Consider the following 25,287-nt stretch of genomic DNA (forward strand, 5'->3'; position numbering starts at 1 on the left):
AGGAGGCCGCGACATGCCGGACGACCCCCAGCACCCCGCTCCACCGTTCGCGCTGTTCCCGACGGCCCCGCCCACCCCCGTCCGGATCGTCGTCGCCGACGACAACCCGGTGGTCCGAGCGGGCCTCACCGCCCTCCTTACGGGCCGCGAGGACATCACGGTCGTGGCGGAGGCGGCGGACGGCCGCGAGGCGTACGAGGCCGCGAGCCGGTACCACCCGGACGTGATCCTCCTGGACGTCCGGATGCCGGGTGTCGACGGGATCTCGGCGCTGCCGTACCTCGTGCCGATCGCCCCGGTGCTGATGCTGACGTACAGCGGAGAGCCGGAGACCGTTCAGGAGGCGCTGCGCAGGGGAGCCGACGGTTACCTCGTCCACGGCGAGTTCACGGCGGACCAGCTCGTCCTGGCCGTCAGGGACACCGTGCAGGGCCGCACCCACCTCACGCCCACGGCGGCGGGCGCACTGCTGACCCAGCTACGCGATGCGAATGCACATGTAAACCACCATCTTCCGGTGCAAGTAACGCCCTTCCCCTTCAAAGGGCTTTCGCAACTGCAATCATCTGTGGGACAGTCGTCAACGGACAGGTCGCGTTTCCAACTCAGCGCGCGGGAGGCGGAGATCATGAACCTCATCGCATCCGGCATGAACAACCAGCAGATCGCCGCCGCCTGCTTCATCAGCGAGAAGACGGTCAAGAACCACATCAACCGCATCTTCGCCAAGCTCCACAGCACGAGCCGCTCCGAGGCCGCCGCGAAGTGGCTGGGCACGGCGCCGAGTTCGGGCCGAGGGGTGGGGTGAGCGGTGTCGACGCGAGGTTGGGCCCGGATTTGGGCCCAGGGGCCCTGCGCCGACCGGCATCCGCAGGTCTACGTTCCGGTTGTCGACAGCGACGACGCCGAAGGGGCCCGCAATGAGCAACCGGTTCAACGACGACAAGGGTCAGACCGCGGTCGAGTACCTGGGCATCATCGCGGTGGTGGTGGCGATTGTGTTGGCTATTACGGGGACGGACATCGGTCAGGCCATCTACGACGCGATCGTCGACAAGATCGACGAAGTCATCGGCGCCTGACGCGGGCCCCTCGGCACAACGACGCAGGGCAGGCTTTCCCCATCTACATCATGGTGGTGGCGGGTCTGCTCTTTCTCGCGTTCGCCTTCCTGGCGGTCGGCCAGGCCGGGGCCAACCGGAACGGCGCCCAGACGGCGGCCGACGCCGCGGCGCTGGCCGCAGCTCTGGACACTCGGGACGAACTCAGGGACGAGTGGGTGAAGAACGTACTCGATCCCACGAAGTGGCAGGACATCTTCGACGGCCTCGGGGTGCCATTCGACGGCTGCGCGCGGGCGGACCAACTGGCCGCGCAGAACGACGCCACGGTTGACTGCGCGGCGCTGCCGGGGATGCCCCCGGGCTACAAGGTCGAGGCAACGACCAACAAGACCGTCGGTGATTCCATCGTCCCGGGCACCGAGGACAAGAGGTCGGTACAGCAGGCCACTGCCGTCATCGAATTGGCCTGCGATTTCGACCCACCGGGACTGGACGCCGACGCGGACGTGCTGCCGACGCTCACGTGCGACGGACGTGAGTGGACTCTGGACCCGACGGATCTCAAGGATCTCCCGAAGCCCGAGGATCTCTTCGACGTTCATCTGGCTGACTGACAAACGAACAACGAGTGGTGAAGGAAGCGCAGTGATGAGCATTCGGTTCACGGCGAAGGCCCGCAGGGGGATGGTCGCGCTGACGATCGCGGCCGGTCTGGCCGTCGGCGTGGCCGGCTGCGGCGGTGGAGGCGACGACGACAAGCCGGAAGCGTCCGCGTCCGCTTCCAAGAGCGGTGGCTCCGGCGCGAGCACGCAAGAGGGCACGGACGAGCCCATCGCCGAACTGAAGGGTGAGGACGGGCTGGTCCTCCAGATCGACTCCGTGCAGCGGGACTCCGGGGGATTCCTCACGGTGAGCGGCGAGATGAAGAACGACGCGGACAAGGCGGCCCGCGTCTCGGTACGGACGGCGGGTGACGAGACCGAGATCCTCAGGCACGGCTCGTCACTGGGCGGGGCGACCCTCGTCGACTCCAAGTCCAAGAAGCGCTACTACGTTCTGCGCGACACTGACGGCCGACCTCTGACGACGACAGGCATGCCGAGGATCGAGGCAGGCGCGTCCATTCCGGTGTTCATGCAGTTCCCGGCCCCCCCGACCACCACGACCGACGTCACCTTCCAACTCCCCACCTTCGCCTCCGCCCCCATCCAGATCTCCGGATGACGCCCACCATGACCGCCACCCGAACCCCACCTCGCCTCGCCCTGGCCATCACGGTCGCCTCGCTCATGGCGGCCCTGACCCTCACCCCGGCCCAGGCCGACGACGGCCCCAGCGTCCCCCCGGGCACCGAACCCTCCGCCACCGCACCCGTCGAGGTGGACCCCAACGACCCGGATCTGAAGCTCCCGGAAGGCGCCACCCTCGCCGAACCGAAGGTCCTGGACATCAAGCAGGTCGTCGAGGACCAGAGCGGGGACGAACGTCGCGAGGACACCAACGCGGACGTGAAGTTCGCCCTCCAGGCAGAGGTCCTGTTCGGCAAGGACAGCGCGAAGCTGAACGGCGAGGCGAAGGCCCGTATCTCCGCGATCGCGGCGGAGATCAAGAACCAGAACGCCACCCGGATCCGCGTCTTCGGCTTCACCGACAACCTCGGCAGCTACGCCCACGGCCTCACCCTCTCCCGGCAGCGCGCCAACGCCGTACAGGACGTACTCGACCAGGAGTTGAAGGACTCGGGCATCACCTACGAGGTCCGCGGCTATTCCGAGGACTACCCGATCGCCTCCAACTCGACGGAGCCGGGCCGCAAGAAGAACCGCCGGGTGGAGGTGTCGTTCCCGCGGGGGGAGAACTGACCGAACCGCACCTCACCAGGTCACCGGCAGCTCGTAGACGCCGTAGACGATGCCGTCGTCCTTGAACGGGATCTTGTCGAGGTCGGTGGCCCGGCGCAGGGTGGGGATGCGGCGGAAGACGGTGTGGTAGACGACCTGGAGTTCCAGGCGGGCCAGGGGCTGGCCCAGGCACTGGTGGATGCCGAAGCCGAAGGCCATGTGGCGGCGGGCGTCGCGGCGGACGTCGAGCCGTTCGGGCTCGGGGAAGACGTCGGCCTGCCAGTTGCCGGTGGCGCCCGGAATGATGACGCCCTCGCCGGCCCGGATGGACCGGCCGCCGATCTCCAGGTCCTCCAGGGCGAGTCGGCGCTGGCCGTTGTGGACGACCGTCAGATAGCGCAGCATCTCGTCGGCGGCGGACGCCAGGACCTTCGGATCGTCGGTGTCGCGGACGACGGCGAGCTGGTCGGGGTGTTCCAGGAACGCGAGGATGCCCAGGGCGAGCATGTTGGCGCTGGTCTCGTGCCCGGCGCCGAGCAGCAGGACACCCAGCATGGTGGCGTCGTGGTGGGTGAGGTCGCCGGTCCGCACCCGGGAGGCCAGCTCGGAGAGCATGTCGTCCGCCGGGTCGGCGCGTTTCGCGTCGATCTGGCCGCTCAGGTACTGGTAGATCTCCGCGAAGGCGGCCCGCACCGCTTCGGCGGTCACCTCCCGCCGGAGCGCCACCTTGCTGTTGGCCTGGAAGAAGTCGTGGTCCTCGTAGGGGACACCGAGCAGTTCGCAGATCACCAGTGACGGCAGGGGGAGCGTGAGGGCCTCCACCAAATCGACCGGCTTGGGGCCGGCCAGCATCTCGTCGATCAGCTCGTCGGTCATGCGCTGGACGGCCGGGCGCATGGCCTCGATGCGTTTGACGGTGAACGCACCGGTCACCATCCGGCGGATGCGCGCGTGGTCGGGGTCGTCCATGTTGAGGAAGGACGGCGGGTTCTTGGCGGCGGTCTCCCGGAATGCCTCGTTCAGGTAGGGGAAACCCGGCCGGGTGGTGTCGACGCTGAGGCGCGGGTCGCCGTACAGGGCCCGCTGGTCCTCGTAGCGGGTGACGAGCCAGTGCACGCTGCCGTCCCACAGCCGGACCCTGGAGACCGGTTCCTCGGCGTGCAGTTTCATCATCGCCGGGGGCGGGGCGAACGGACACCCTGCCGCCCGGGGCATCGGGAAGTCGGGAACAGCCTCGTCCTGCGTGTCGACAGGGGTGTGGGTCATGACACTCCTCGGTGGGGGGAAGGAAGCCGAGGACATCGAACCCCGCGAGTCTGACAACTCCCCGTCAGACGGCTGACACGAGCCCGATTGGCCGGATCACGCGGCGAGAGCGGAGTGATCCCGCCACGGGAGGGGGCCGAGGCGTGCGCTCCTGCTCAGGAGTGTCGGCGAGGCCACCTCCACTACGTGAACTCGCTGCGACAGCGGGCGCCGCCGCGCTCACCGCGAGCGTCGGCCAACCACGACGGTCGATCCGCACATTCATCACCCTCGCCGGCAGGCACCTCCGCTGACGCAGCGCCACCTACGTGACGATGAGCACATCGGCTCTCACAGCAAACCGAGGCGGCAGTGCGTCGCGGTGACACGGCCCGAGGTCGGCTCGATGGGCCGCTGCACCCTGGCCCACAGCAACCGTGACGCACATCCCAGGGTGGTCAGAACAGGCCTTTGTAGCCCTGCCAGCCGCTCGCGATCTTCACCCGCGCCCCGAACGACCCCTTGCCGTTCCCGGCATTGCGCCAGAGCACACCACCGGTGTCCCGGGAGACCAGGTCCGCCTTGCCATCGGCAGTGATGTCCCCGACTCCGACGATCACGTTGTAGGAGCCACCCCACGCCGTGAACAGCTTCACGCGCGCTTTGAAGGTGCCGTTGCCCCTGCCGTCGTACCGGTAGAGGTTGTTGGACTTGTCCTGGGCGAGTACATCCCCGATGCCGTCGCCGTTGAGGTCACCGGTGCCGACGATCTTCTTGTAGCCCTTCCAGTTGTCGTAGAGCTTCACCCGCGCGGAGAGCTTCCCTGTGGACGTGCCCTTGTAGAGGTAGACCGTGCCGGTGGAGGAGTTGCGGGCGATCAGGTCCGGGCGGCCGTCCTTGGTCACGTCACCGGGCGCGGTCAGGACGTCGTACTGCGTCCATCCGCTGGTGCCGAGACTGGTGTACGGCGTCGACGGCTCCAGATACTCACCGCAGCCCGGCCTGTACAGCCGCAGGGCCCCGCTGCTGTACCGCACGAGCACGTCATTGCATCGGTCACCGCTCAGGTCCCCGAACGGCACCGCCTTGATGCTGGTGGGCCAAGCATTGCCCATGGACTGCCCGGAGAACGTGCCCTTGCCGGTGCCCGCCCAGAAGTTCAGCCGGCCCGAGGAGTTGAGGACGAGCAGGTCGCCGATGCCGTCGGGGTTACCGTCCGCGCCCACGTGGTCCCGGTGCACCGGGGCCGCCTCCACCAGCCGGAAGCTGCTGTGCGCTGACACCGGCGTGCCGACACCGTCCACCGGGGCGGCCGACAGGGTCCAGTCGTACCAGCCGTTGGGTGCGAGTCCACCCGCGGTCATCCCGTCCCATCCGGCCTTGATCTCCCCGCGGGCCTCGCCGTCGACCGTGTCGACGACCTTCCCCGTCGCCTTGCTGCGCACGGTCATCCGCCAGCTCGCGGGTTTCGACAACGCCAGGGTGGTGAGGGCGTAGTACGTGGGGTCCGTGTACCGGGCGTTGAGCCATGACGAGTTCACCGCCGGACCCAGCGGGCGCAGCGGTTGCTGCGCCACCCCGGACGGTACGAGGTGCACCTGCTCCTTGTCGTCCACGTAGGCCGCGTTGGCGCCGGCCTCGTCGACGGTCCAGCGCACGTCCCGCTGCGAGGTCCCGGTGTCGGGCAGGTCCCCGATCACCCGGCTCGCGGCCGTCCCGTCGGCGACCGTGGTGAGCGTCAGCTTTCGGGCCTGCTTGTCGTGCGTGACGACGAACCCGTCGCCGAGCTTGGCCTCGTCTGCCGGGACCGGCACGGACTTGCCTGTCGCTCGGTCGTGGACGCCGGCCCTGCCGTCGCAGGTCCAGTACAAGTAGCGGCCCAGCGCCTGGAGTTCGGTGGGGGTGCAGCCAGAGCTGAGCTTCAGGGTCTCGGTGGTCCTCTTCGTCGAGAGGTTGTACGCGGTGACCTCACCGGGACTCGCCCCCGCCGTCCACAAGATGTCGCCGGAGAGGGCGGATGCGGTGGGGGTGCGGGTGACGGCCGCAGTGCTGTTGTCGATCTCGTAGACGGACTGCTTTGTCGCGGTCGTGTGGATCACGTACCGGCCGGAGACGTCGGTGATCCGCCCGCCCGCGGGGACGCTCAGGGAACGGTAGCCGTACGGGGCGGGTCCGTCGGCGGTGAGACGGTCGTCGTCCACCGAGTTCTTCGCCAGCCAGACCACACGGTTGTCGGCCGTACCGAAGATCCGGCAGCCACCCTCTTGAACCGGGCAGTCGTACAGCGACGTCTCGGTCCCGTCGTACGGGGACCGCGCCCCGAACGTGGGTGTGCCGGTCGCGGCGACGGTCCGCACGTAGGTGTCCCGCTCCCGGCCGCTGCCGTCGGCGACCACCAGCCGCCCCTGCTCAAGAGCCAGCCCCTGAATCCTGAACGGCGGCCTCGGCAGCGCCTTCGCCTGCGAGACGACCGGCGGGCCGCCGTCCGCGCCGGGGACGAAGCGCTGGAACCCCCAGTCGTCGGCGGCTGTACGCCCGAGATACAGGGCCGTGCCGTCCGGCGCGGCGGAGACGCCCTCGTTGGAGGAGGTGAGCAGGGTGACAGCGGCACCGCCCTTGATCGGCACCGCCTTGACGGCCTTTCCGCCGCTGGGCCGGTGGACCAGCCAGTCGCCGACGAGGGCAACATCGGTGGCCGGGGCCGCGCTGGTGCCGTCGCCCAGGGTGACCTCGGTCGCGGTGGCCGACAGGTCGGAGCGCGGTACCACGAGGACCTTGGGGTTGCTCGGCTTGCCATAGAGCGCCACGTGGTCCCGCGAGAAGCGGACGTTGGTGTAGTCCGAGGGCAAGGGCTGGGTCCAGCCGCGCACTTGGGCGGTCTCCCGGTCGACCTCCACCATCCGGAAGCTGCCGTCCCACTTGGCGTGGAAGAAGACGCTGGTCTCGTCCGCGCCCCGCGGCAAGCCCAGCACCTTTCCCTCGGGCACGCCGGCGATCTCGGTGTCGATCATGGCCCCGTCATCGCCCACGGTCGACAGACGGAGGTCCTTGGCCGTGGTCGTACCGTCCTCACCGGTCACGCTGCGATAGGTGACGGCCGTGCTGCCGTAGAACCGGAGCAGTGTCCGTCCCTCGGTCATCCGGACCGTGTGGGTCGTACCGCTGACGGCGTCGAACAGCAGGCTACGGCCGTCGTTGTAGCGGTAGTCGAGGACGTCACTGCCCGTGCCGAACACGAGGTACGCCCCTGCGATCGGGGGCGCGGCGATCGACTCACCGTCCGCGTACCGCGTCCACATGATCCCCGAGTGGCCCTCGATGCGGTGGAAGAAGCCCTGGGCACCGGCACCCTCCGTGCCGTAGTCCGCGCTGTTGTATCCGACAAGCGAGCCCGTCAGATGGGAACTCCGCAGCGTCGCCGGCACTACCGTCTCCTGCGCCTCCTCAGCCACGGCGGCGGACGGCAGCAGCGGGCTCAGTCCGGCCGCCAGCACTGCGGAGGCGGCGACGAGCCGCAGAGACGCGAAGACATGACGAGCCACGGAAGACCCTCCCCTTAAAGGAGACGGGCCGCGCGCCACTGGCCCCCCGGCCATCACGCCCGTCTCACAAGTCGGCTGATCTTACCGTCCTTTTACTGTCCGGGCTCGGTGATCAGAACCAGTTGATCGTGTCCTTCAGGAGGCGGCCGAGGGCCTGGTCGCACTGGGGTCCCGTCCTTCCGGAATGCCTGACGTCGCGTGGCTGACGGCGGGACCCGGGTCACAACCGTGTCGTCCATGGGGCCCAGCTGCGTCTTTGGACGCGACGCGTCCCGTTGCCGTTCTCGACCTGATCTCCACTGCCTACCCGAGAGCCACCTCCACCCGCACCCCCACCCGCACCCCCCACCCCTCCATCACCCCGGCCTCCGCCTCCAGCACATGCCGGGACCGCAGCCGCGGCAGCCCCAGTCGCCCCGGCTTCATCGTGCGTACGGCGATGACGCGGAGCCGGCGGTCGAGGTAGGCGACGTCGATGGGAAACCGCATCCGGAAGGTGTGCACACTGCCCGCGGGGGAGAGGAGCAGGGCACCCTCGATGCGGTCGCGTCCCAGCAGTCCCTTCGTCCGGGCCCGGTAGGAGCTCGCGATCTCCAGCGGTACGGCGAACTCCTCCCGCTCCCCGTGCACGACCAGCTTGCCCCGCCCGTCCAGCCAGCGCCCCATCCCGGAGCCACCTCCCGCCCTGGCGTTCCCACGCCGTCCCTGTCGCCCCAGTACCGTGGGTGTCGATCCTCTCTCTTCTGCCCAGGTCAGGTGGCCGATGCGAAAAATCGTCCTGATGATGTCCGTGTCCCTCGACGGCTACATCGAGGGCCCCGACCGGGACATCAGCTGGCACCGTGTCGACGACGAACTGCACACGCACATGAACGCCACGGTCGGGAGCATGGGCGGACTGCTCCACGGCCGGGTCGTCTACGAGCTCATGGCCGACTACTGGCCCACCGCCGACGCCGACCCCGACGCCCCCGCATCCGTCAGGGAGTTCGCTCCGATCTGGCGGGATCTCCCCAAGATCGTCTACTCCCGGACCCTCACGGACGTCGACTGGAACTCCACGCTCGTCCGTGAGGTCGTACCGGAAGAGGTCCGGGCGCTGAAGGCGCAGCCGGGTGGTGATCTCGCGCTGGGCGGGGCCGACTTGGGGAAGACCTTTTTGCGGTACGGCCTCGTCGACGAGCTGCGGATCTACGTCCACCCCGTTCTCGTCGGCCGGGGCAAGCCCCTGTTCCCGCACACCGACACGCTGACCTCCCTCCGGCTCGTCGAGTCGCACACCTTCGGCAACGGCGTCGTACTGCTGCGGTACGAGCCGACGCCGTAAAGAAGTTGTCCTGTCCCTCCCCACGGGTAGGAAGGTCGGCATGACCGAACTCGGCGCGGTGTTCCGCCCCCAACTCCCTCCCGAGCGGCTGCGGGCCCTCGCCCGGCTCGCGGACGAGACGGGGCTCGAAGAGCTCTGGCTGTGGGAGGACTGCTTCAGGGAGGGCGGAATCTCCACCGCCGCTGCCGCCCTCGCGTGGACCGAGCGGGTGCGGATCGGCGTCGGCCTGCTCCCGGTGCCGCTGCGGAACGTCGCCATCACGGCGATGGAGGCGGCCACCCTGCACCGGATGTTCCCCGGGCGGGCGGTCCTTGGTGTCGGCCATGGTGTGCAGGACTGGATGGGGCAGGTGGGAGCGCGGGCGGAGTCGCCGCTCACCCTGCTGCGCGAGCACCTCGTCGCGCTGCGCGCCCTGTTGGCAGGCGAGCGCGTCAGCACCCGGGGGCGGTACGTCTCGTTGGACGACGTCGCCCTCGACTGGCCGCCCGAGGGTCCCGTCGAGGTGCTCACCGGGGCCACCGGCCCGCGCACCCTGCGCCTCGCGGGCGAGGCCGCCGACGGCACGGTGCTCACCGCCAACACCCCGCCCGAGGGGGTCCGCCGGGCCCGTCGGCTCATCGACGAGGGACGGCAGAAGGCGGGGCGGCCGGACCGGCACCGGATCGTCGTCTACCTCCTCACCGCCACCGGGCCCGACGCGGCCGCCCGGCTGCGCGCCGAACTCACCGCAGAGGGCGTCGCGGACGTCCCCGACCTCGGCGTCGCCGGGGACGCGGGGGCGGTGGCCAAGGCCGTCCAGCGACTTGCCGACGCCGGCGCCGACACGGTCGTCCTCCAGCCGACGGCCGACGAACCCGACCCGGAGAGTTTCGTACGGTTCGCCGCGGAGGACGTCCGGCCCCTGGTGCCCTGACCCGCTGGGCGGAGGGGATCCCCGGTCCTGAAGTGGCCGGAATCCCGAAGTGGCCGAAAAAAACGAGCGGCGCCCGCCCGCGTCATCCTGCGACGATCACTCCCATGACCTCCCACCGCACCCGTACCTTCGAGGACCTCGTCGCCGAGGGCGCCGCCGTGCCCACCGAGGGCTGGGACTTCTCGTGGTTCGAGGGGCGGGCCACCGAGGCGCGGCCCTCGTGGGGGTTCGCCCGCTCCCTCGGCGACCGCCTGGCCGGTGCCACCGCCTCGCTCGACATCCAGACCGGCGGTGGCGAGGTCCTGGACTTCGCCCTCGGGCAGAGGGTCCGGACACCGCTGCTCGCCGCGGCCACCGAGGGCTGGCCGCCGAACGTCGCCAAGGCCACCGCCCTGCTGCGTCCGCGCGGCATCGTGGTCGTCGCCGCACCGCAGGACGCGCCGCTGCCCTTCGCCGACGACACCTTCGATCTGGTCAGCAGCCGGCACCCGGTCGACCCCCAGTGGGCGGAGATCGCGCGCGTGTTGCAGCCGGGCGGCACGTACTTCGCCCAGCACGTCGGCCCGCGCAGCGTCTTCGAACTCGTCGAGCACTTTCTCGGCCCGCAGCCGGAGGAGCAGAGCTCGGACCGTCACCCCGACCGCGAGCGCGCCGCCGCCGAGGCCGCCGGACTGGAGATCGTCGACCTGCGCGCCGAGCGCCTGCGGATCGAGTTCCACGACATCGCCGCCGTCGTCCACTTCCTGCGCAAGGTGGTGTGGATGGTCCCCGGCTTCACCGTGGCCGAGTACGAGCCCCGGCTTCGGTCCCTGCACGAGCGGATCGAGTCCGAGGGCCCCTTCGTCGCCCACAGCAGCCGCCATCTCCTGGAGGCCCGTAAGCCACGCGCCTGACGTTCCCGGGTGCAGACGGCTCCCAGATAGCTGCAAATCGGACAACTGGTGCATCGTGCGTCGGCCTGGACCGCATATCCATGGTCTTCACGGGGTTTCCACATCGTTATCCCAGGCGGCTCGCCTCCAGTCTGCGGCTGACGTAAATTCAAAGCGAGGCAATTCGCGTCAGCAAAGCTGCGCGGTGGCACCGCGCAGAGGAGGGGGCTGCGCGGTGCCGCGCCCACTTCCCGGCGTCAAAGAAACGTTCCGACCCGGAGTCACCCGCTTGGGCGATGCCCCACGTCCCCATGATTCCGCCGTGATTCGGCCACGAAACCCCCATGAACAGGGCTTCGATCGGCCACCGTGCCGTCGCCGTCCGACTCCGGAGAGTAGTTTTGGCGCGCCGATGCGCCCACCATTCCTCACGAAGGGTTATGGTGGAACCCCCCCCTCGGGCCGGTCCGTCTCCCCCCCACGGACCGGCCCGTTTTTTCTCGCGCGGACCAGGACGCTTCTTCCTGCCGACGCAGGGGCCACCCACCCGAAGGGCTTCACAGCCCCGCCGCGCCGACACCACCGGCCCCCACAACACGCAGGAGCGCACGGGCAGATGGCCCCCCGTACACCGGGCGTCCGACACTCCCCGGTACGCTCTAGCCGCGGGGACCGCCATCCGTCAAAGGGGCTGACAATCACGTGAACCTGCGCGACAAGCTGCGCGGCCTGCTCGTCAGGCTCTACGCACGCCGGGTGGAAGGCCACCTGGACCACGCCCAGGTGCCGAAGCACATCGGTGTCATCGTGGACGGCAGTCGGCGCTGGGCGAAGGCAGCCGGTTCCACCCCTGTCGACGGCCACCGCGCCGGCGCGGAGAAGATCGAGGAGTTCCTCGGCTGGTGCACCGAGACGGACGTCGAGGTCGTCACCCTCTGGCTGCTGTCGACGGACAACTTCAACCGCCCGCCGGAGGAGCTCGGTCCCCTCCTCGGCATCATCGAGGACGTCGTCCGCACCCTCGCCGCCGACGGCCGCTGGCGGGTCCACCACGTCGGCACCCCCGACCTGCTGCCCTCCCCGATGCAGACGGCGCTGAAGGAGGCGGAGGAGTCCACGGCCCACGTCGACGGCATACTCGTCAACGTCGCCATCGGCTACGGCGGCCGCCAGGAGATCGCCGACGCCGTACGGTCGATGCTGCTGGACGCGCACGACAAGGGCACCTCGATGGAGGAGCTCGCCGAGGCCGTCGACATCGACATGATCGGCCGCCATCTCTACACCGGCGACCAGCCCGACCCCGACCTCGTGATCCGTACCAGCGGTGAGCAGCGGCTGTCCGGCTTCATGCTGTGGCAGACCGCCCATTCGGAGTACTACTTCTGCGAGGTCTTCTGGCCGGCCTTCCGCAAGGTCGACTTCCTGCGCGCGCTGCGCGACTACGCGGCACGCCACCGCCGCTACGGCGGCTGACCAACCGTTCCGGGTACCCCGTTCGGGGCAGAAGTGTCACATTTTCAGCGGGATACCCCCGGATCCCCAGGAGTTCACCAGGGCGTCGTCACATGAGTCGGCATGGCATCGCTTGTTCGAGGGCATAAGGCAGTCAGGTCGATGCCCGAACCACGGGTGTCGGATCTCAGCGGACGGCACGGGGCCGTCCGCCCGGGAGGCCCCTTGCACCAGCTCGACCGTGCGGTCACAGCACGGAAGAAGCAGTGGAGGGCCGGTTCCCGGTCCGTGCAAACGGGCCGACGACCGGTCCAGCTCCACTCCGTCGCTCCCCGACCTCATCCGAGGGGGTACGTCCTTCCGTGGTGACCAGCACAAAGCGCCGCATGCCTGACCGGCGCACCTATGTTCTCGACACCAGCGTCCTGCTGGCCGACCCGAACGCCCTGAACCGCTTCGACGAGCACGAGGTCGTGCTCCCCATCGTCGTGGTCACGGAGCTGGAGGCCAAGAGGCACCATCCCGAACTCGGCTACTTCGCCCGGCAGGCCCTGCGGCTGCTCGACGAGTTCCGGGTCCGGTTCGGCCGACTCGACGCCCCCATCCCGATCGGGGAACTCGGCGGGACCGTCCGTGTCGAGCTCAACCACTCGGACCCCAGCGTGCTGCCGTCCGGATACCGCCTTGGTGACAACGACTCCCGCATCCTCGCGGTCGCCCGCAACCTGCAGGCCGAGGGGTTCGACGTCACTGTCGTGTCGAAGGACCTCCCGCTCAGGATCAAGGCGTCCTCGGTCGGGCTCCTCGCCGAGGAGTACCGCGCCGAACTCGCCATCACGGAGAATTCCGGCTGGACCGGAATGTCCGAGCTGACCCTGCCGGGTGAACAGGTGGACATCCTCTTCGACGAGGGGCATGTCTACGTTCCCGAGGCCGCCGACATCCCCGTGCACACCGGGCTGACGATCCACTCGGAGCGCGGCAAGGCCCTCGGCCGGGTCTCGCCCGAGGGAAACGTCCGTCTGGTGCGCGGCGACCGGGAGGCGTTCGGCATCAAGGGGAGGAGCGCGGAGCAGCGCATCGCGCTGGACATCCTCCTCGACCCGGACATCGGGATCGTGTCCATGGGCGGCCGGGCCGGCACCGGCAAGTCGGCGCTCGCGCTGTGCGCGGGTCTGGAGGCGGTCCTGGAGCGCCGCCAGCACAAGAAGGTCATGGTCTTCCGTCCGCTCTACGCGGTCGGCGGGCAGGAACTGGGCTATCTGCCGGGCTCCGAGTCCGAGAAGATGAGCCCCTGGGCGCAGGCGGTCTTCGACACGCTGTCCGCGGTCACCAGCCGCGAGGTCATCGAGGAGGTCACCGCACGCGGCATGCTCGAGGTTCTGCCGCTCACCCACATCCGCGGCCGCTCGCTCCACGACGCGTTCGTGATCGTGGACGAGGCGCAGTCCCTGGAACGGAATGTACTTCTCACCGTTCTGTCCCGAATCGGCGCGAATTCACGGGTCGTTCTGACCCATGACGTGGCCCAGCGGGACAATCTGAGGGTCGGTCGCTACGACGGTGTCGTCGCCGTGGTGGAGAAGCTGAAGGGTCACCCCCTCTTCGCCCACGTCACGCTGACGAGGTCCGAGAGGTCCCAGATCGCGGCCCTTGTGACCGAAATGCTCGAAGACGGCCAGATCTAGGCCATCTGGGGTAATCCAGGGCCAGTTGGCGCCGTCCGGAAAGGCCAAGAGCCTAGCCGGGCGGCGCCTTCGCGTGGTGCTGTTTCTCGAAATCCCTGGGCCCAAACGGGATGTGAGCTTTCACACGCAACTCAGAATTGCCACCCGGCGTCCGGTTACGGCAGAGTCTCATTCCTGTCAGGCCCCGCATACGACACACCTGTACCCCCAGCGGTACGGCACCACAGCAACACCACCAACTCCACAGCGTCGTCGTATGCCGCCCGCGCACCATGCGGCGCTCCCCGCGAGGGAGTTGCCCACCGGGCCCGTGCCTCCCGTGACCCCGTTAGTTGGGAGGCCAGTGTCTAGGGGCACGATTGCGTCCGCCAGGGTCACCGAAGCGGGCGATGCTGGAAGGAAACCGTGTGAGCCCGATTTCGGTCCGGGGATTCGCAGTGGCCTCCGCCACCGCGGTCACCGCTGTCGGAAGCGTTGTCGGAGTTGCCTCCGGCAGTGTCGCGCAGCCGAACGACGCCGAGGCGACGGCAGCCGACACGACGCTCCTGGCGGACATCCCCGCGGGTGAGCAGGCTCAGGTGCAGACCGCGTCCCTCACGCAGCAGGCCGACACCCAGGCCATCGCCGCGGACGCGAGCGCCAAGAAGGTCGCGGAGGAGTCGGCGCGCAAGGCCGCCGCCAAGTCCGCGATCGAGAAGAAGGAGGCCGCCGAGAAGGCGGCCAAGGAAGCCAAAGAGCGCGCCGAGGCCAAGGAAAAGGCCAGCAGGAGCTCCTCCAGCTTCCCGGTCCAGAGCTCGTACACCGTCGCGCAGATCCAGGCGATGGCTGCCTCGATGGTGCCGAGCGGACAGTTCCAGTGCTTCAGCAACATCGTGGACCACGAGTCCAGCTGGAACTACCAGGCCGTCAACGCCTCCTCCGGTGCCTACGGTCTCTTCCAGGCCCTGCCGGGCTCCAAGATGTCGTCGGTCGGCGCCGACTGGCAGACCAACCCGGCCACCCAGATCAAGTGGGGCCTCAACTACATGGACAGCCGGTACGGCAGCCCCTGCGAGGCCTGGTCGTTCTGGCAGGCCAACCACTGGTACTGAGCGCGCCCTGCTCTCAACCTCGCGAAGCCCCTCCCCGTCCTAGGGGGAGGGGCTTCTGCCATGTACGGTCGGACCGGACGACTCCAGGGGGGAGTGGTGAGGAGAGACGGGGGAAGAGGACGGATCATGTCGCGAGTGCCAGGGTGGCTCGGTCGGATCGGTACCCGACTGACCGATATGGGTGAGCGGTTGGACGAGCGCCGCGCGGAGGTGGCCCGTGAGGAGGCCGAGGCTGACTCGGCCCAGCCGTCCGAGCGCGGGTCGAAGAGGCCGTCGAGCGCCGCCTCCCGCGCCCCTGTCGTGCTGGTTCCCCGTCCCGATCCGGCGCAGGCCGTGCCGTGGGGCGTACGGGTCGCCGCCGAGGCCGGCTGGCGGCTGCTGGTGCTCGCGGGCACCGTCTGGGTGCTGATGCGGGTGATCAGCTCCGTACAGCTCGTCGTCTTCGCCTTCGTCGTCGCCCTGCTCATCACCGCGCTGCTCCAGCCGACGGTGGCCCGCCTCATGCGGCACGGCGTCCCGCGCGGCCCCGCCACGGCTCTCACCGCGATCCTCGGCTTCGTCATCATCGGGCTGCTGGGCTGGTTCGTGACCTGGCAGGTCATGGAGAACATCGACGACCTCTCCGACCAGATCCAGAACGGCATCGACGACCTGCGCAACTGGCTCCTGAAGAGCCCCTTCCACGTCACCGACAAGCAGATCAACCAGATCGCCAAGAACCTGCGGGAGGCGGTCGGCGCCAACACCGACCAGATCACGTCGGCGGGCCTGGAGGGCGTCCAGGTCGTCGTGGAGGCGCTCACCGGCATACTGCTGACCTTCTTCTCCACGCTCTTCCTGCTCTACGACGGCCGGCGCATCTGGGCGTGGACGCTGAAGCTGGTCCCCGCGGCCGCCCGGCCCGCCGTGGCCGGCGCGGGACCGCGCGCCTGGCGCACCCTGACCGCCTACGTCCGCGGCACGGTCCTCGTGGCCCTCATCGACGCCGTCTTCATCGGCATCGGCATCTACTTCCTCGACGTCCCCATGGCCGTCCCGCTGGCCGTCTTCATCTTCCTGTTCTCGTTCATCCCGCTCGTGGGCGCGGTCGCCTCCGGAGCGCTGGCGGTACTCGTCGCGCTGGTCACGCAGGGCGTGTTCACGGCCGTGATGACGCTCGTGGTGGTCCTCGCCGTCCAGCAGATCGAGGGCCACATCCTCCAGCCGTTCATCCTCGGCCGCGCGGTGCGCGTCCACCCGCTCGCGGTCGTCCTCACGGTCGCGACGGGCGGCATGGTGGCCGGCATCGGCGGCGCGGTGGTGGCCGTACCGCTGGTGGCGGTGACGAACACGGTGGTGAGCTACCTCAAGGCGTACGCCGAGGAGCAGTCGGCGCCACCCGAGATCGAGGACGAGGCCGTAGCGGATGAACAGGGCCCGGCGGAACCGCCCCCGGACCCCGAAAAACCTCCCTCGGATTCGGTCGAATGAACGCCGAACACAGTGCTTTGAACAGCCCGCGAATTCAACTTCCGTCAACTGGCGGCAGGTAGGAAACCAGCCCCCGGAATATGCGCCCGGACTGATACACATTCCCTCCTCAGCGCTACGCGTCAGGCGTACGTGCGAGGCGGCGGGGGTGTGATGTCGGGCCACGAACACCTGGCACAGGCCCTGGCCGCGTGCGGCCGTGACGGCTTCACCGGAGAGCTGCGGATCACCGGGACACCCGGTGGCACCTTCCACTTGGGGGACGGCCACGTGGTCGCCGTGGAGTCGCCCGGTGCCCAGGGACCCGAGGCACCGCTGCTGCGCTCCGGGCGGGTCAGTGGCGAGCAGTGGGCCGAGCTGGTGCGGGAGTCCGGCGGTTCGCGCCGGCCGGCCACCGCGCTCATCGCGCACGGTTACGCGGGGGCCGCGCAGCTGCGTGTGGTGTGCGCGCCGGCCCTGCACGACGCCGCGTTCGCGCTGGCCGCGGGCCGGGTGGAGGACTGCGAACGCCGCGCCACCGCGGAGCCGTTCGCGCAGGTCCCCCGGGGTGAGCCGCCTCTGCGGCTGTTGCAGGACGTGATCCGCAGACTCACCGCCCTGGCCGCGCTGCCGCACCCGGTGCACCCCGGCCGCGAACGGCCCGTGCGCGCGGGCACGGACAACGGATCCGGGCCCCTGCGGCGCGAGTTGACGGTAGAGGTCGCGCGCATGCTCGACGAGGGGCTCCTGATGTGCGCCGGACCGTCCACGCCCATCGTGGTCCGCTCTCTTCCCGACGGCGATGAACTCCGGCCTCGCACGCCCACGCCCGTGGAGCAGTCCCCGTCCGCGACAGGAACCGATCTGCCCCGCCGAAAACCCGGCAGCTTCTTCCGACTCCGAAACGGAAGGCCCAAATGAATCCGTCCGGCGCAGCGTGCCGCGGGCGGTCGCCCCGGCGGTCACGGCTGCGCCGCCTTCTACGCCGTCGGTGACACCGCCCTGATGGTGGTGCTCGGCGACGAGGGCATGGACGTGGACCACCTGCACCGGGCGACCCAGCCGACCCTGAACAGGATCGGCTCGATCCTCACCGACAAGGCGACCGAGAAAGCGCCAGAAGGAGTTTCTCCGACCAGGTGATGGGCCTGGTCAAGTCCCTCGCACCGACGCCCTCGTACGAGACCGTCGAGAACCACCCGCCGGAGGTCCTGGACCTCCTGGCGGGTGCGACCCTCGACCTGTCCTGGGCCGTACGGTCGTGATGACCGAGGACGTCTTCAAGGAGCGCCGCGGGGTCAGCGGTGACAACCACTTCTCCAGGAGGTCCTGGTCAACAGCGAGAACCCGGCGGGTGGTGAAGCACTACTGGTGGACGGCCGGCTGCGGGCGGTTACTCCGTCCGCAGCCCGTCCGGCCGCATCAGCCTCAGCAGCGGCGGCAGGCTCAGCACCGTCACCACGATGACCACCGCCGCCCCCACGCCGGTCATCGACAGCACGCTCGGCCAGTCCACGCGCACCGTGGTGTCCGTCATCCGCAGCAGGACCGCGCCCAGCGTCAGCCCCACCACCGAGGCCAGCAGCAGCCCCAGCGTGATCGGGATCGCCGTCTGCCAGAGCACCGACAGACTCAGGGTGCGCCTGCGGGTGCCGAAGGCGACCAGCGCCGACAGCAGCTTCTTGCGCTCACGCAGCTGCTCCAGCTGGGAGACCAGCAGGCTCGCCCCGATCAGCGCGAGGACACAGGCGGCGCCGACGAACAGGCCGGTGCGGATGGACTCGTAGCGGTCGTTGCGCTCGAACGACACCCAGTTCATCGGCTCTTCGAGCGGGTTGATGCGGGCCGCCGTGTTGCGTACGTACTCGCGCGCGTCCGGCAGCGACTCGTCGAGCCGCAGATAGACCTGCCCGCGCACGCCCGGCGCGACCGTCGAGGACAGGGCGCTCGGGGTGATCAGGAGGCCGCCGCGCTTGTAGCCGGTCGGATCCACGACGGAGCGGGCCTGCTTGACGTCCTTCGGCAGAGTCCAGGCGACCGGCTTGGTGTTCCCGGAGCCGTCGGAGGTCTCGGTCTCGAAGTAGAGCGTCCGGCCGGGCTTGGCGGTCAGGGCCCCCTCCTCGCCGTCGTCCCCGCCGCCCTGAAGGACGAAGGAGTCGCCCTCGCGGCACGAGGGCAGTACGGCGATCTCGCGCAGCGACGCGCAGTCGGCGACGGTCACCCGGCTCCAGCGCGCCTCGTCGCCCGGCCCGTCGGCGATATACCCCTCGTCGAACGCGTACACCTTCTCCACGCCCTTGGTCGCGGCGAGTTCCTTCGCGGTCGCGGCGAGCGTCTTCCCGTCCGGCACGCTCACCTGCATCTGCGCCCGCGAGACGTCGTAGCCGGTGCTCTTGGTGTAGTCGCCCTCGACACCCGCAAACAGCATCTGCAGCGCGATCGCCCCGGCCACCGCGACCGCGATGCCGTTGACCATCCGGGCCGCCGTACCGCTGCTCAACTGGAGTCGTCGCACGGCCAGTTGCCAGGACAGTCCGCCCGCGCCCAGCCGGGCCACGACCGCCTCGACGATCCACGGCAGCAGCGCGGTCACGCCGACCAGCAGCAGGATGACACCGCCGGTGACGAGGTACTGGTTGAAGTCGCCCTCGTCGCGCCCCTGTCCGACCATCGGGTAGAGCATCGCGAGTCCGGCCAGCGGCAGCAGCAGCCGCCACCACAGCCGGCGCCGTGCGGGTTTGGCCGTACGCACCACGCCGAGCGGCTCGATCACCACGCCGCGCAGGGCGAACAGCGTCACCATGACGGCCGCGGCGGGCACCGCGAGACCGACCAGCAGGGCCAGTGCGGGGGAGGGGTTGAGGTAGCTCGGGAACACGCTCATCCCGAACACCTCGACGGAGCCCGCCACTTCACGTCCGATCAGGAAGAACCCGGTGCCGAGGACCAGCCCCAGCACCGCTCCCGCGAGCGCCTCGCCGGCGGCGATCCGCCGGGTCGAGCGGCCGTCGGAGCCCACCAGGCGCAGGGCCGCGAGCCGCCGGTCGCGCCGCTCGCCGCCGAAGCGCACGGCCGCGGTGATGAACACGGCGACCGGCATCAGCAGGACGACGAAGACGACGAGGATCAGCAGGAGCATGACAGGATCGGTCTGCTCCTCGGTCGGGTTCGGGTCCCCGAAGCGGTCGATCCGGACGACCCGGCCGCCGTCGATGCCCTGGGCCGCGAGCCCCTCGGCGCCCCGGTAGTAGGCGAGTTCATGGGAACCGATGAGCCCGCTCTCGCCGATCGTGCCGACGATCCGCTCGGGCAGCCGGTCCCGCAGGAGCCTGCCGTCGCCGGACTCCAGCAGCTTCTTCAGCGCGGGGGAGACGACCATCTCGCCGGCCGCCGGAAAGCTCCCGACCCCCGGCGGCAGCGGCGCCTTCGGTCCCTCGGGCTCCAGCTCCCGGCCGCGGACGCTCATGTCCCGGAAGGTGGTTCCGGTGGCAGCGACCAGCAGGGTGTCGGCCGCCTTCGGGATGACCTTGTCGCTGTACGTGATGTCCGTACGGGCCTCCTCCCGGTCGTGCCGGACCGCCAGGGCGCTCGGCAGCGCGGTGGTCAGCAGCAGCAACGCCACCCCCAGACCTACGCCGACCGCGGTCAGCAGCGCCCGGACCCACCCCTCGCGTCCGCCCGCGAAGGCGAACCGGACCCCCATGGCGAGGTCTCGCCACCACTGCCTGAGACTCATACGACCCGCTCCATGTCCCGGGACTTCCCGTCCCGTACGACGATCTCGCGGTCGGAGTAGGCGGCCACCCGTGCCTCGTGCGTGACGAGGACGACGGCCGCGTTGGTGGACCGGGCGGCCTCGGTGAGCAGGTCCATGACCCTCTCGCCGTTGAGGGAGTCGAGCGCGCCGGTCGGCTCGTCGGCGAACAGCACGCGCGGGTTGGTCACCAGGGAGCGGGCCACGGCCACGCGCTGCCCCTGACCGCCGGACACCTCACCGGGCCGCTTCTTCCTCAGGTCGTCGACCTCGAGACGTTCCATCCAGCCCAGCGCCGCCTTCTCGGCCTCCTTGCGGGACGTGCCGTTGAGCCGCAGCGGCAGCGCCACGTTCTCCACGCAGGTCAGCTCGGGGACGAGCTGCCCGAACTGGAAGACGAAACCGAACTCGGAGCGCCGAAGCGCACTGCGCTCGGCGTCGTTCATCGTGGCCATTTCACGGCCGTTGTAGGTGATCGAGCCCGAGTCGGGCGTGACGATCCCGGCGAGACAGTGCAGCAGGGTCGACTTGCCGGACCCGGAGGGGCCCATCACGGCGACGACCTCGCCGGGGTGGATGGAGAACTCGGCGCCGTCGAGTGCGACGGTCGGACCGTAGGTCTTGCGCAGCTCGTCGGCTACGAGCAGGGAACCGGCCGGGGTCACTTGACCACCACCTCCGCGAGCTTGTCGAGACGCGCGGCGGTGAGCTCCAGCCAGCGCAGGTCGGCTTCCAGATGGAACAGGGCGTGATCGCAGATCAGCTGGTCGGCGAGGTCGCCCTTGCGCTTGCGGTCGGTGAGGATGCGCATCATCCGCAGGTGCTCGGCGCGCTGGTTGTCGAGGATGTCGCCGGCGTCCCGGTGCGTGAGCAGCGCGAGGACGACCTTGGTGTACAGCGTGGACTGGAGATACGGCTCGGGCTTCTCCGGCGTCGCGAGCCACCGCTGGACGTCGGTGATCCCGGCGTCGGTGATGGCGTACCGCTTCCGCTCGGGTCCGCCGCCGGGCTCGATCCCGTCGACTTCGACGAGCCCGTTCTTCAGCAGCCGCGACATCGTCGAGTAGACCTGGCCGTAGTGCAGCGGCCGGTCGTGACCGAACTTCTCGTCGAAGGCCCGCTTGAGGTCGTAACCGTGGCGGGGCCCGGACTCCAGGAGCCCTAGGAGGGTGTGACCGATGGACATGGAGAGGACTGTACATGCGGTGTATACCCCGCATGTATACGCGGCGTGTGTAGATGGGGTCAGGCGGTGAGCAGCCGCAGGTGGGGGCCGATTGTCACGGTTCTGCTACGTGTCCCGGGTGTCCTTGGGTGGCCGACCCCGGCGCGGCAGCGGCCCGGTGTCGCCGGGAAGCCGGCCGGTCTCCTTCAGGGCCCGGCGCAGCAGGAACTCGATCTGCGCGTTCGCCGACCGCAGCTCGTCCCCGGCCCACCGCGCCAGCGCCTCGTACACCAGCGGGTCCAGCCTCAGCAGCACCTGCTTGCGCTGCTGAGGCCGCCGCTCGGGGGAGCCCCCCTCGGAAGGTGTCGTCACTGGTAAAGGGTCCCGGTGTTGAGAACCGGCTGCGGGGCGCGGTCGCCGCACAACACCACCATCAGGTTGGACACCATCGCCGCCTTGCGCTCCTCGTCCAGCTCGACGATGTCCCGCTCGGTGATCCGGGCGAGCGCCTCCTCGACCATGCCGACCGCGCCCTCCACGATCTGCCGCCGGGCCGCGACGACCGCGCCGGCCTGTTGCCGCTGGAGCATCGCCGAGGCGATCTCCGGCGCATAGGCGAGGTGGGTGAAGCGGGACTCGATGATCTGGACGCCGGCCGACTCCACGCGCGCGTGCAGTTCGGTGGCGAGCTTCTGGGTGATCTCGTCGGCGTTGCCCCGCAGCGAGAGCCCGTCCTCCTCGTGGGCGTCGTAGGGGTACTCGATGGCGATGTGCCGTACCGCCGTCTCCGTCTGGGTGGCGACGAACTTCACGAAGTCGTCCACCTCGAAGGTGGCCTGCGCGGTGTCCTCGACCTTCCACACCACGACCGCGGCCAGCTCGATCGGGTTGCCGTAGGCGTCGTTGACCTTGAGGACGGCGGTCTCGTGGTTGCGGACCCGGGTGGAGACCTTCGTACGGGAGGTGAAGGGGTTCACCCAGCGCAGGCCGTCCTGGCGGATCGTGCCCTTGTAGCGACCGAAGAGCTGGACCACTCGGGCCTCACCCGGCGCCACCGTGTTGAGGCCGCGCAGCGAGATGAGCGCCACGATCAGGACGGCGGCCCCACCGACGGCGAAACCGGGGCTCTCGCCGCTCGCGGCGAACAGGAAGACGGCGAGCAGCAGCCCGACCAGGCCCAGCAGCAGCGCGAGCGCGCCGCCGATGCTGTGCGCGGCGAACTCCCGCACGCGCGGGGCGGGCATGTCGGGTGTGTCGGCTATGGATGCGGAGTCTTGCGCGGACATGGAGGTCCCCCGTCTCGAGTCTAGCTCGGTGTTAACTAAGTGATATCACTTTACCCCGTCCCGGCAACCTTGACACCCTCTCGGAGGTCTGGTTCCGAGGAGGCGGGTGCTGATTCTCACGCCCCCCCAAGACCCGATCGAAGGTCCTGCGCCATATGGACCGGTGTTAGCTTTCTGAGCTGACCTGTGCCACGAACCTGTGTGGCCGCCGATGAGGAAGCGGAGCGAGTCGACCCATGGGACGAGCGGAAGAGAGAAGAGCACGTCAGCGCGGTGGCCGCCGCGCGGCGCCGCCCACGCGCTCGTCCGGGACGCCGAGCGAGGGTGTCACCCCGGGCGGCAGGGCCGCGGCGCGCAAGGCCGCCGCGCGGGGTAAGAAGGGCGCGAAGAATGGTAAGAGCCGCATACGCCGGCTCTTCACCTGGAAGAAGATCCTCGGCACCTTCCTCGGCTTCTGCCTGCTCGGCATCGGCGCCTTCATCGTGCTGTACATGATGGTCGACGTCCCCAAGGGCAACGCGGCCGCGCAGAAGCAGAGCAACATCTACAAGTACAGCGACGGATCGGTCCTGGCCCGCGTCGGCGACACCAACCGCGAGATCGTGGACCTCGCCGTGGTGCCCAAGGAAGTCCAGCGCACCTTCGTGGCGGCGGAGAACAAGACCTTCTACACGGACGCCGGCGTCGACCTCAAGGGCACCGCCCGCGGCCTGATCAACACTCTGTCGGGCAAGGGCAAGCAGGGTGGCTCGACGATCACCCAGCAGTACGTCAAGAACTACTACCTCGACCAGGACCAGACCATCACGCGCAAGCTGAGGGAACTGGTCATCTCGCTGAAGGTGGACCGCCAGAAGTCCAAGGACGAGATCCTCGCGGGCTACATCAACACCAGCTACTACGGCCGCGGCGACTACGGCATCCAGGCCGCCGCCCGGGACTACTACCGCGTCGACGCCAAGAAGCTCAGCGTCCAACAGGGCGCGTATCTCGCCGCGCTGCTCCAGGCCCCGAGCCAGTACGACTGGGCGGTCGCCAGCCCGACCGGCAAGAAGCTGGTGCAGAACCGCTGGAACTACGTCCTGGACAACATGGTCGAGCAGGGCTGGCTGAACAAGGCCAAGCGCGACGCCATGACGTTCCCGGTGCCCCTGGCGCCCAAGGCCGCCCCCGGTCTCGAGGGCCAGAAGGGCTACCTGGTCAAGCTCGCCAACCAGCAGCTGGAGAAGCAGCTGGTCAAGACGCAGGGCATCACCCAGGACGAGGCCGAGGCCCGGGTCGAGAACTCGGGCTGGACCATCACTCTGAACATCGACAAGAAGAAGCAGGCCCAGCTGGAGAAGTCCGTCAAGACCCAGCTGATCAGCAAACTGGACCCGAAGAAGCGGACGGTCGACAAGAACGTCCAGGCCGGCGCCGTCTCCGTCGACCCCAAGACGGGGAAGATCGTCGCGCTGTACGGCGGGCAGGACTACACCAAACACTTCATCAGCAACGCCAACCGCACCGACTACCAGCCCGCGTCGACCTTCAAGCCGGTCATCCTCGCCGCCGCCCTGGAGAACGCCTCCGAGACGCAGGGCGGCAAGACGATCGGCGCGAACACGATCTACGACGGCACCAGCAAGCGTCAGGTCGTGGACAGCAACGGCGACAAGGTCGGATTCGCTCCCGAGAACGAGGACGACCACAACTACGGCAAGCAGGTCACCGTCCAGACGGCGATGAACCAGTCCATCAACTCCGTCTTCGCGCAGATGGGCGTCGACGTCGGCATGGACAAGGTGCTGGAGACGGCCACCAAGCTCGGTATGGACACCGGCAAGCTGAAGCCGCTGCCGGCCTACACCCTGGGCACCATGGGCGCGAGCCCGATCCAGATGGCCGGCGTCTACGCCACGCTCGACAACCACGGCCAGCAGGTCACGCCGACCATCATCAAGTCGGCGGAGCAGGGCGGCACCGAGACCCGGCTGCCGGACCCGATCGGCGAGCAGGTCATCAGCCGGAAGGCCGCCGACACGGTGACCTCGGTACTGACCGGCGTGGTCGCCGACGGTACGGCGAAGGTGTCCGTGGCGGAGAACCCGGCCCGCGACGGCCGTAAGGTCGCCGGCAAGACGGGTACCTCCGACGACAACCTCTCGGCCTGGTTCAACGGATTCACACCGGACCTGGTCACCTCGGTCGCCCTGTTCGGTGAGGACGCCAAGACCGGCGCCCAGACCAAGATGTACAAGACCGCCGGCCTCCCCCGCGTCAATGGCGGTGGCTTCCCGGCGCAGATCTGGGCGGCGTACACCTTCGGCGTCGCGGCCGAGAACACCAAGTTCGACCTCGACACCGACCAGGGCGCAGCGGTTCAGCCCACCTGGACCCCGAGCCCGACCCCGACCCGGTCCGAGACGCCGTCGTCGACCCCGACCACGGAGGAACCCTCGGAGACTCCCTCGGAGACGCCGTCGGAGACCCCCTCGGAGACGCCGTCGGAGACGCCGTCGCAGTCTGCGCCGACCGGCGAGCAGAGCACTCCGGTCGACATCACGACCTCACCGGAGAACCCGTTCGACCCGAACGACGACCAGTAGCGAAGAA

The 25,287-nt window shown here is 69.3% G+C and carries 22 protein-coding genes and 2 pseudogenes; 16 read left to right on the top strand and 8 right to left on the bottom strand.

Features of this window, described 5'->3' with window-relative positions; translation table 11 throughout:
• The first annotated feature begins 13 nt into the window (after positions 1-13).
• The 5 genes from QF027_RS31160 to QF027_RS31180 all read left to right on the top strand — a co-directional run bounded on the left by QF027_RS31160 (position 14) and on the right by QF027_RS31180 (position 2,926).
• Positions 14-808: a response regulator gene (locus tag QF027_RS31160; protein WP_307078436.1), complete on the top strand. Its 795-nt coding sequence runs from the start codon at positions 14-16 to the stop codon at positions 806-808.
• Positions 809-920: 112 nt separating this feature from the next.
• A complete protein-coding gene (locus QF027_RS31165) occupies positions 921-1,082 on the top strand; it encodes a Flp family type IVb pilin (protein WP_249125848.1) in 162 nt (53 codons plus the stop codon).
• Positions 1,079-1,678 (top strand): pilus assembly protein TadG-related protein, encoded by a 600-nt coding sequence (locus QF027_RS31170; protein WP_307082559.1) that lies wholly within the window; start codon positions 1,079-1,081, stop codon positions 1,676-1,678. The genes QF027_RS31165 and QF027_RS31170 overlap by 4 nt, the downstream gene beginning before the upstream one ends.
• A gap of 34 nt (positions 1,679-1,712) precedes the next feature.
• Positions 1,713-2,288, top strand: a complete 576-nt coding sequence (locus QF027_RS31175) for a hypothetical protein (RefSeq protein WP_307078438.1) — start codon at positions 1,713-1,715, stop codon at positions 2,286-2,288.
• An 8-nt stretch (positions 2,289-2,296) separates the two neighbouring features.
• Entirely contained in the window at positions 2,297-2,926 is a 630-nt protein-coding gene (locus QF027_RS31180) for an OmpA family protein (RefSeq protein WP_307078440.1), read from the top strand.
• A 12-nt stretch (positions 2,927-2,938) separates the two neighbouring features.
• Here QF027_RS31180 and QF027_RS31185 read toward each other — a convergent pair whose 3' ends face one another.
• From QF027_RS31185 to QF027_RS31195, 3 genes are all read right to left on the bottom strand, one after another.
• Positions 2,939-4,171, bottom strand: coding sequence for a cytochrome P450 (locus QF027_RS31185; RefSeq protein ID WP_307078442.1), 1,233 nt, complete (start codon positions 4,169-4,171; stop codon positions 2,939-2,941).
• A 437-nt stretch (positions 4,172-4,608) separates the two neighbouring features.
• Positions 4,609-7,692, bottom strand: a complete 3,084-nt coding sequence (locus QF027_RS31190; RefSeq protein WP_307078444.1) for an FG-GAP repeat domain-containing protein — start codon at positions 7,690-7,692, stop codon at positions 4,609-4,611.
• A 303-nt stretch (positions 7,693-7,995) separates the two neighbouring features.
• Positions 7,996-8,358, bottom strand: coding sequence for a DUF192 domain-containing protein (locus QF027_RS31195; RefSeq protein WP_306976900.1), 363 nt, complete (start codon positions 8,356-8,358; stop codon positions 7,996-7,998).
• Between the two features lie 97 nt (positions 8,359-8,455).
• Here QF027_RS31195 and QF027_RS31200 point away from each other — a divergent pair, with 97 nt between their 5' ends.
• From QF027_RS31200 to QF027_RS49690, 10 genes and pseudogenes are all read left to right on the top strand, one after another.
• Positions 8,456-9,019: a dihydrofolate reductase family protein gene (locus tag QF027_RS31200; RefSeq protein WP_306976898.1), complete on the top strand. Its 564-nt coding sequence runs from the start codon at positions 8,456-8,458 to the stop codon at positions 9,017-9,019.
• Positions 9,020-9,059: 40 nt separating this feature from the next.
• Positions 9,060-9,932, top strand: coding sequence for an LLM class flavin-dependent oxidoreductase (locus QF027_RS31205; RefSeq protein WP_307078446.1), 873 nt, complete (start codon positions 9,060-9,062; stop codon positions 9,930-9,932).
• Positions 9,933-10,036: 104 nt separating this feature from the next.
• Positions 10,037-10,825 (top strand): methyltransferase domain-containing protein, encoded by a 789-nt coding sequence (locus tag QF027_RS31210; RefSeq protein ID WP_307078448.1) that lies wholly within the window; start codon positions 10,037-10,039, stop codon positions 10,823-10,825.
• A 681-nt stretch (positions 10,826-11,506) separates the two neighbouring features.
• Positions 11,507-12,280: an isoprenyl transferase gene (locus QF027_RS31215; RefSeq protein ID WP_306976893.1), complete on the top strand. Its 774-nt coding sequence runs from the start codon at positions 11,507-11,509 to the stop codon at positions 12,278-12,280.
• A gap of 341 nt (positions 12,281-12,621) precedes the next feature.
• Entirely contained in the window at positions 12,622-13,947 is a 1,326-nt protein-coding gene (locus tag QF027_RS31220; RefSeq protein ID WP_306976891.1) for a PhoH family protein, read from the top strand.
• A gap of 407 nt (positions 13,948-14,354) precedes the next feature.
• On the top strand, positions 14,355-15,038 hold the full coding sequence (locus QF027_RS31225) for a transglycosylase SLT domain-containing protein (protein WP_306976889.1): 684 nt from the start codon (positions 14,355-14,357) through the stop codon (positions 15,036-15,038).
• Positions 15,039-15,164: 126 nt separating this feature from the next.
• Entirely contained in the window at positions 15,165-16,508 is a 1,344-nt protein-coding gene (locus QF027_RS31230; protein ID WP_306976887.1) for an AI-2E family transporter, read from the top strand.
• A 153-nt stretch (positions 16,509-16,661) separates the two neighbouring features.
• Positions 16,662-17,408 (top strand): MarR family transcriptional regulator, encoded by a 747-nt coding sequence (locus tag QF027_RS31235; RefSeq protein WP_307078450.1) that lies wholly within the window; start codon positions 16,662-16,664, stop codon positions 17,406-17,408.
• A 36-nt stretch (positions 17,409-17,444) separates the two neighbouring features.
• Positions 17,445-17,630 (top strand): annotated as a pseudogene (locus QF027_RS31240) (roadblock/LC7 domain-containing protein); the annotation flags it as partial.
• Positions 17,630-17,834: pseudogene (locus QF027_RS49690) on the top strand (hypothetical protein); the annotation flags it as partial. The pseudogenes QF027_RS31240 and QF027_RS49690, both read left to right, overlap by 1 nt.
• Positions 17,835-17,880: 46 nt before the next feature.
• On the opposite strand, the gene QF027_RS31250 reads toward QF027_RS49690, so the two are convergent.
• The 5 genes from QF027_RS31250 to QF027_RS31270 form a co-directional block, all read right to left on the bottom strand.
• Complete coding sequence (locus tag QF027_RS31250; protein ID WP_307078452.1) at positions 17,881-20,223, bottom strand: ABC transporter permease; 2,343 nt, start codon at positions 20,221-20,223, stop codon at positions 17,881-17,883.
• Positions 20,220-20,906: an ABC transporter ATP-binding protein gene (locus QF027_RS31255; RefSeq protein ID WP_057609980.1), complete on the bottom strand. Its 687-nt coding sequence runs from the start codon at positions 20,904-20,906 to the stop codon at positions 20,220-20,222. The genes QF027_RS31250 and QF027_RS31255 overlap by 4 nt, the downstream gene beginning before the upstream one ends.
• Positions 20,903-21,427, bottom strand: a complete 525-nt coding sequence (locus QF027_RS31260; protein WP_057609981.1) for a PadR family transcriptional regulator — start codon at positions 21,425-21,427, stop codon at positions 20,903-20,905. Before QF027_RS31260 ends, QF027_RS31255 begins: the two co-directional genes overlap by 4 nt.
• Positions 21,428-21,532: 105 nt before the next feature.
• On the bottom strand, positions 21,533-21,829 hold the full coding sequence (locus tag QF027_RS31265; protein ID WP_373430955.1) for a hypothetical protein: 297 nt from the start codon (positions 21,827-21,829) through the stop codon (positions 21,533-21,535).
• The gene (locus QF027_RS31270) at positions 21,775-22,692 is read right to left on the bottom strand and encodes an SPFH domain-containing protein (protein ID WP_307078453.1); all 918 of its coding nucleotides are present in this window, start codon (positions 22,690-22,692) and stop codon (positions 21,775-21,777) included. The genes QF027_RS31265 and QF027_RS31270 overlap by 55 nt, the downstream gene beginning before the upstream one ends.
• Positions 22,693-22,928: 236 nt before the next feature.
• Between QF027_RS31270 and QF027_RS31275 the strand changes: the two genes are divergently transcribed.
• Positions 22,929-25,280 (top strand): transglycosylase domain-containing protein, encoded by a 2,352-nt coding sequence (locus tag QF027_RS31275; RefSeq protein WP_307078455.1) that lies wholly within the window; start codon positions 22,929-22,931, stop codon positions 25,278-25,280.
• Positions 25,281-25,287: the final 7 nt, after the last annotated feature.

This window comes from Streptomyces canus (assembly GCF_030816965.1).
GTDB classification, from domain to species: Bacteria; Actinomycetota; Actinomycetes; order Streptomycetales; family Streptomycetaceae; genus Streptomyces; species Streptomyces canus_E.